The following is a 7,516-nucleotide window of genomic DNA, read 5'->3' as shown; positions in this document are numbered from 1 at the left end:
CTGGAAGTTGTCGCGTATGATGAAGCGGCGGCTCGCGCTTATGGAGATATTCGAGCAGCACTGGAAAAAGCCGGCACGCCCATCGGTTCCATGGACATGCTGATTGCCGCTCACGCAGTATCGTTAGGAATCCCTCTGGTTACCAATAACACCCGCGAGTTTTCACGCGTCCCCTCACTCAATCTTGTTGATTGGACAGTTTAGTTTTCATCCGGCGAACGGGCTGTGAGCTACGTAACCGCGAATTCGGACGATAAGTATGCGCTGGTTCGGAGGACGCGCTTCTTTAGAACAGCGAAAACTTCACATATCGCCTGGGATTCTCCTTGATGTCCTTCACCAGAATATCCAGGTCGCTCACCATCCGGTTGAGCTTGTCGTAGAGTTCCCTGTCAGAGAGGAGCTTGCCGGCGGTCCCCTCGCCCCGTTTAAGCCGGGAGGTTACCTCCTCCAGATCGGTCATGGAGCGGTCGGCCCGCTCGATGAGAGCCAATCCCCGGTCGTAGAACTCCCGGTCGCCGAGGAGCTTGCCGACGGTGCTCTCCTTGGAGGTGAGCTTGCGGTTCAGCTCCCGCACGTCCTCGGCGGCCTGGATGCTCTTGTCCGCCAGGGAGACGAGCTTGTCGTAAAGTTCGCGGTCGTGGATGAGCTTGCTCATGGTCCCGCCGGACGACTGGATGTCCTTGAGGGTTTCGTCGGCCCGGTTCAGGATCCGGACCAGCTTGTCGTAGGGCTCGCGGCTCTTGTTGAGCATCCCCAGGGTCCCTTCCCCCCGGTTCACCGAGACGGCCACGGCGTTCAGCTCCCCGGTGAGCCGCACGAGGTTGTCGTAGAGCTGCGGGTTGTTGGCGAACTGCCCGAGGGTCCCCTCCCCCCTCTCGGTCTTCGCCACAATCTCATTCACCCGGTCGAAGGCCTGTCCCGCCTTCTGCACCACGTCGTCCAGCTTCGGCATCGGAGTGCCGTGGAGCCGGGTCTCGGGGACGGGGTGCAGCGTCATGCTCGGGGTGATGTCGACGTACTTCTCGCCGAGGAGCCCCCGGGTCTTGACGGTGATGACGGAATCCTTCCCGATCTTCCGCAGGGCATCCCGCTCGACCTCAAGGACCACCTCCACCTCGTTGCCGGCCTGGGGGCGCTCGAAGCGGATGGCGGTGACGAGCCCCACGTCGACCCCGGCGAGCCAGACCGGCGCCCCCTCCTTGAGCCCCGCCACGTCGGTCATGATGACCGAGAGCTTTCCCTTGGGGACGAAGAACTTGGTCTTGTCCCCCATAATGAGGACCCCGCCGGCAAAAAACGCCAGCGCCGCGAGGATGAATATCCCTCCCCTCAACTGGGACCATGCGATGTTGTCGCTTCGTTTCATGTGCGGCTCTCTGTTCCTTTCAATTATCCCATCCCCATGAACAGCGACCGGTCGGTCGGCTGCAGGAATTCCCGGATCTGCGGCAGGTCGCTGCGGCGCATCTCCTCCTCCGTCCCCTCGAAGACGAGCCGCGCCTCGTGGAGGAAGGAGAAGCGCTCGGAGACGGCGAAGGCGGTCTCCATGTCATGGGTGACCATGAGGGTCGTCTTCCCCTCTCTCTGGAGGCGGAGCATCAGGTGGCGGATGTTGTAGACCCCGACGGGATCGAGGCCGGTGGTCGGCTCGTCGAAGAAGATGTAGTCCGGGTCGGCAGCCAGGGCCCGGGCGATGGCGACCCGCTTTTTCATCCCCCCCGAGAGTTCGGCGGGATAGAGGTCGATGGTCTGCTCCAGTCCCACGAAGCCGAGCTTCTCCAGGACGATCCGCTCGATCTCGGCCTCCGGAAGCCTTCCCTCCTCGAAGAGGCGGTACCCGACGTTCTCCCCCACGGTCATGGAGTCGAAGAGCGCCCCCCCCTGGAAGACGATGGCGATCCGCTTCCGCACCCGGGTCAGCTCGCTCTCGGAGAGTCCGCCGATGGCCGTCCCGTCGATGAAGATCTCCCCCGCGTCGGGTTTGAGAAGCCCGAGGAGCAGCTTCAGGATCGTGGTCTTGCCCGCCCCGCTCTTCCCGAGGATGGTCCGGTTCACCCCTCGCCGGAGGTCGAGGTCGAAGCCGTCGAGAATCCGCCTCCCGCCGACGGCATAGGAGACCTTCTCCATCCTGATGCACTGTTCCTCACCCCTCACCCCTCACCCCTCACAAACTACCGGAACACGATGAACATCTTCGTCATGAAAAAATCGCACACGAGCACCATGACCGACGAAAGGACCACCGCCCGCTTGGCCGCCGCCCCCACCCCCTCGGCGCCGCCGCTGGTGTTGAGCCCCGCGTAGCAGCCGATCATGGCAATGATGAAGCCGAACACAAACGGCTTCACCACCCCCTCGATCAGGTCCTGGAACACCATGAACTGGGAGAGGGACTTCCAGTACATGAGGAGGTTGATGTCGTACCCCACCGCGATGACGAAGCCCCCCAGCAGCGATACGGCATCGGTGACGACGGCGAGCATCGGCATGGCGATGAGGAGTGCCTTGAGCCGGGTCGCCACGAGGCGCTTGACGATGTCGGTCCCCTCCACACGCATGGCGTCCACCTGCTCGGTCACCACCATGGTGCCGAGCTCGGCGGTGATGGCCGAGCCGACCCGCCCCGCCACCATGAGCGACGAGAGGACCGGCCCCAACTCCTTCACCATGGTCACCGCCACCATCCCCCCCACGTAGCTCGTGGCGGCGAAGGGCTTGAGCTGGATCAGCGCCTGGAGCGCCATGACCATCCCGGTGAAGAGCCCGGTGAGGCAGATGATGAAGAGGGAACCGACCCCCATCTTGTCGAGCTGGGTGGTGAACTCGCGGTAGTAGGCGGGACGCTGGAAGAGCCGGACGACCGTCTTGCCGCAGAGGGCGAAGAACGCCTGGAACTCCAGCAGGAACGATTTGACCGTATTTTCGACGAAGATGAAGGGCATGTTACTGCAGCGCCGCCGCGATCGCCTCGCGCACGTCATCCACGAAGACGAATTCGAGTTCGTTCCGGACATCCTCGGGGATGTCCTCCAGGTTCTCCCGGTTGCGGGCCGGGGCCACTACCTTCTTCACCCCGGCGCGGCGGGCGGCCAGCACCTTCTCCTTGAGCCCGCCGATGGCGAGCACCCGGCCGGTGAGGCTGATCTCGCCGGTCATGGCGACGTCGCGCCGCGCCAGAAGCCCCGCCAGGAGCGAGACGATGGCGGTCGCCATGGTGATGCCGGCCGAGGGTCCATCCTTGGGGATGGCGCCGGCCGGGACGTGGATGTGGATATCCGCCCCCTCGAAGGAATCTTCGGCAATCCCCCACTCGGCGGCGTTGGCCCGCACGAACGAGAGGGCCGCCCGGGCCGACTCCTTCATCACGTCGCCGAGGCTCCCGGTGAGGATCAGCTCCCCCTTCCCCTTCATCCGGGTCGCCTCCACGAAGATGATGTCCCCCCCGGTCTCGGTCCAGGCAAGGCCGGTGACAACGCCGCTGCGGTCCTTCTCCGCCGCCACCTCGTTGAAGAACTTCCGGGGGCCGAGGAACTCCTCCACCACCTCCGGCGTGATGGTCTCCCGCAGCGGCTTCCCCTGGGTGATCTCCTTGGCCACCTTGCGGCAGACCGAGGCGATGCTCCGCTGCAGGTTGCGCACCCCCGCCTCCCGGGTGTAGTCGCCGATCACCTTGTAGATGGCCGCCGTGGCGAAGGCGGGGGGGGTCTTCGCCAGGCCGTTCTCCTCGATCTCCTTCGGAATCAGGTAGCGGACGGCGATCTTCTCCTTCTCCTCGTCGGTGTAGCCCGAAAGCTGGAGCACCTCCATCCGGTCCTTGAGGGCCGCGGGGATCGGGTCGAGGAGGTTGGCGGTGGTGATGAACATGACGTTGGAGAGGTCGAAGGGGACGTCCAGGTAGTGGTCGGTGAAGGTGTAGTTCTGCTCCGGGTCGAGGACCTCCAGCAGCGCACTGGCCGGATCGCCCCGGAAGTCGAGGCCGATCTTGTCCACCTCGTCGAGCATGAAGACCGGGTTGTTGGAGCCTGTGCGGTAGAGCTCCTGGATGATCCGCCCCGGCAGCGCGCCGATGTAAGTGCGGCGGTGGCCGCGGATCTCTGCCTCGTCGCGCATCCCCCCCAGGGACACCCGGATGAACTTCCGTCCCAGTGCCCGGGCGATAGACTTGCCGAGGGAGGTCTTGCCGACGCCGGGGGGGCCCACGAAGCAGAGGATCGGCCCCTTCATCCTCTCTTTGAGGCTCCGCACGGCAAGGTACTCCAGGATCCGCTCCTTCACCTTCCTGAGGTCGTAATGGTCCTCGTCGAGCACCGCCTCGGCCTGGTTGATGTCGTTGTTGTCGGTGGTGGCGCTCTGCCACGGCATCCCGGCCAGGTAGTCGAGGTAGGTGCGCGACACGGTGTATTCGGGGGATGCGGGGTTGATCCGCTCCAGGCGCTTGAACTCCTTGTCGGCGATCTTCCGCACCTCGGAAGGCATCCCGGCCGCCTCCAGCTTCTTCTTCAGATCGGTGAGCTCGGCGGAGCGGGAGTCGTCCTCCCCGAGCTCCTCCTGGATCTGCTTCATCTGTTCCCGCAGGAGGTATTCCTTCTGGCTCTTGCCGACCCGCTTGGTCACCTCGGTCTGGAGCTCGTTCTTCACCTGGAGGCGCTGGACCTCCGCCGTCAGGTGCATGTAGACCTTTTTCAGGCGCTCCAGGGGATCGATGGTCTCCAGGAGCCGCTGCTGGTCGTCGAGGGGAAGGTTCACGTAGAGGGCGACGAGGTCCGCGAGCCGCGCCGGGTTGTCGATGAGGTCGATCATCTTCATGACGTCGTCAGGGAGGGGGCGGCCATAGGAAAGGGCGATCTTGAGGAGCGCGTTCAGGCTCTGGACGAGGGCATCGGCCACCACCGACTTCTCCACGAACTCGTGGACCGGCTCGCAGCGCGCCCGGAGAAACGGCGCGGCGTCGACCACCTCCTCCACCCGCACCCGGGCAAGCCCTTCCAGCACCACCTTCCCTCCCCCTTCGGGAAGGCGGTAGATCTGGTTCACCTTGCAGAGAGTGCCGATCTCCCAGATGGCAGGGAGCCTGCCGGGGACCGGCTCCTCCTTGGCCCGCACGACCACCACGAGCTGCTCGTGGCCGAGCATCTCCTCGAAGGAGACAAGCTCCTCGTCCTTCAGGAAGAGGGGGAAAATCATGTAGGGAAAGGCGACGATCTCCCGGAGGGGATAGAGGGGGACGTGGGAGGGAAGCGATATCGACACGGATTCGGACATGGGCAATCCCCGGGGTCGAGTGGTCGAGACTGGTTCAGGTCCTCAAAGAGTACCCTCCGAAGCCGCGACTGTCAAGGGTTCGCGCCGTGACATCCCTGCACGCCGGAAGAAGTGCGGGATGGGGGCCCAAACGGCGGTGAAAGGGTCAGCCGGCGGTGCCGAGCCCCTCCCACTCCTCGTAGAGGAGAGCGATGCGCGCAGTGAGTGCCGCGTGTTCCTCGCCTCCCCGCCGGGCCGACTCATGGTCATGGAAAAAGGCGGGATCGGCCATTCGCTGCTCCAGCTCGGTGAGGCGCAGTTCCTCGGCGGCGATCGCCTCCTCGATATCGACGAGCCGCTTCAGCCGCCGTTTGTCGTCGCGCTGGCGGGCCTTCTCCTCCTCCCGCTGCCGCTGACGCTCCTCCTTGGAGGCGGAGACCGAAGAGCGGGGATCGGGGGCCGGGGAAGGCTGGTCGTCGTCCGACGCCTTCTTCCGCAGGTAGTATTCGTAGCCGCCGTGGTAGCTCGTGAGGCGTCCCCCCTCCACCTCCACCACCCGGGTGGCGAGGCCGTCGATGAAGTAGCGGTCGTGGGAGACGAAGACCACGGTGCCGTCGAAGCTCTTGAGGGCATCCAGCAGCACCTCCTTGCTGAAGAGGTCCAGGTGGTTGGTCGGCTCGTCCATGAGGAGGAGGTTGGAGGGACGCAGGAGCATCTTGGCCAGGGCCAGGCGGTTGCGCTCTCCGCCGGAGAGGACCGCCACCTTCTTGTGGATGTCGTCCCCCGAGAAGAGGAACGCACCGAGGATGTCCCGCAGCTGCGGCACCATGTCGAAGGGGGCGTCGGCCAGGAGCTCCTCGTAGGCGCTTCGCCCCCCCTCCAGCACCTGGGCCTGGTCCTGGGCGAAGTAGTCGGAGACGACGTTGTGCCCCACGACCCGCTCCCCCCCCTGGAACCCCTTTCCCGCCAGGACCCCCATGAGGGTCGACTTGCCGGCCCCGTTGTGCCCCACCAGGGCGATCCGCTCCCCCTTCTCGACGGTCAGGTCGACCCGGTCGAGGACGACGATGGCGCCGTAGGCCCTGGTCACCCCCTTCAGCTCCATCACCACCCGGCCGCTCTTGGGGGGATCGGGAAAACGGAAGCGGATTCGCTTCCGTTCGGGGGGGAGGACGATCCGTTCGATCTTCTCCAGCTGCTTTATTCGCGACTGCACCAGCGACGCCTTGTCGGCCTTGTAGCGGAAGCGGATGATGAAGTCCTCGATCTTGGCCACCTCCTCGTCCTGGCGCCGTTTCGCCTCACGCAGGGCCGCCACCCGCGCCTCCCGCTCCGTGAGGTAGCGGCTGTAGGAGCAGTGGTAGTCGGTGAGGGTCTCGTTCCAGACCTCGGTGATGCGCTGGCAGACCTGGTCCATGAAGAAGCGGTCGTGGGAGACCAGGATCACCGAGCCGGGATAGGAGCAGAGGTACTCCTCCAGCCAGTTGCGGGCCTCGATGTCCAGGTGGTTGGTCGGCTCGTCGAGGAGAAGGACGTTCGGCTTGCGGAGCAGCAGCTTCGCCAGGGCGATCCGCATCTGCCACCCCCCCGAGAACTCGCCGCAATCCTTGCGGCCGTCAGCGTCGGAGAACCCGAGGCCGGCCAGCACCCGCCCCACCTCCGCCTCCATGGCGTACCCACCCCGCAGGCGGAACTCCTCCTGGAGCCGGCCGTAGCGGTCGAGGAGTGCGTCGTGCTCCTCCCCCTCGGCCGGGGCGGCTTCGAGGCGCGCCGTAAGTTCATGGAGCTCCCGCTCCATCTCCCGCAGCTCCCCCATCGCCTCCATCGCCTCGTCGAAGAGGGGGCGGCCCCGGGTGACGATCCCGTCTTGGGGGAGGTAACCGACCGTCGCTCCCCGGGCGAAGATCAGCTCGCCGGCGGAGTGCTCCACCAGCCCGGCGATGATCCGCATGAGGGTCGACTTGCCGGCGCCGTTCTCGCCGACGAGACCGACCCGCTCCCCCTTTTTCAGGTGCCAGTCGATATTGGTGAAGAGCGGGCGTCCCGCGAAATCCTTGGAAAGCTTTTTCAGGTGGAGCATGCTTGGATCCGATCCGTGTTCGTTTGCTGCAACGGTCATTGTAGGTGGTGGAAAACAGCATTGTCAATCGCCGATCCCCGCAAGACGGTCGCTGGCCGCAGTTTTTTCTTATTAATACCGGAAAACTCTGGTATAGTTTCAAGGTTTATCAAGCCTTCCACGCCCCCGGGCGTTCGGAATACATATCGGGCC

6 protein-coding genes are annotated in these 7,516 nt (G+C 64.8%); 1 reads left to right on the top strand and 5 read right to left on the bottom strand.

Annotation, left to right across the window (positions count from 1 at the left end; genetic code table 11):
• Positions 1–204, top strand: a 204-nt coding sequence (locus tag M6689_RS03990; protein ID WP_298268109.1) for a PIN domain-containing protein, incomplete at its 5' end; no start/stop codon positions are given.
• A gap of 82 nt (positions 205–286) precedes the next feature.
• Here M6689_RS03990 and M6689_RS03985 read toward each other — a convergent pair.
• The 5 genes from M6689_RS03985 to abc-f all read right to left on the bottom strand — a co-directional run bounded on the left by M6689_RS03985 (position 287) and on the right by abc-f (position 7,324).
• A complete protein-coding gene (locus tag M6689_RS03985) occupies positions 287–1,369 on the bottom strand; it encodes an MlaD family protein (protein WP_298268106.1) in 1,083 nt (360 codons plus the stop codon).
• Positions 1,370–1,392: 23 nt separating this feature from the next.
• Positions 1,393–2,157, bottom strand: a complete 765-nt coding sequence (locus M6689_RS03980; RefSeq protein ID WP_298268102.1) for an ATP-binding cassette domain-containing protein — start codon at positions 2,155–2,157, stop codon at positions 1,393–1,395.
• A 17-nt stretch (positions 2,158–2,174) separates the two neighbouring features.
• Complete coding sequence (locus M6689_RS03975) at positions 2,175–2,945, bottom strand: ABC transporter permease (RefSeq protein ID WP_298268100.1); 771 nt, start codon at positions 2,943–2,945, stop codon at positions 2,175–2,177.
• Between the two features lies 1 nt (position 2,946).
• Entirely contained in the window at positions 2,947–5,265 is a 2,319-nt protein-coding gene (gene lon / locus M6689_RS03970; protein ID WP_298268098.1) for an endopeptidase La, read from the bottom strand.
• Positions 5,266–5,410: 145 nt separating this feature from the next.
• The gene (gene abc-f / locus M6689_RS03965) at positions 5,411–7,324 is read right to left on the bottom strand and encodes a ribosomal protection-like ABC-F family protein (protein ID WP_298268096.1); all 1,914 of its coding nucleotides are present in this window, start codon (positions 7,322–7,324) and stop codon (positions 5,411–5,413) included.
• Between the last annotated feature and the right edge of the window lie 192 nt (positions 7,325–7,516).

The organism is Geobacter sp. (assembly GCF_027327745.1).
Taxonomy (GTDB): domain Bacteria; phylum Desulfobacterota; class Desulfuromonadia; order Geobacterales; family Geobacteraceae; genus Geobacter.
Note: the sequence above shows the minus strand (reverse complement) of the source record. Positions and strands in the feature narration are given on the sequence as shown.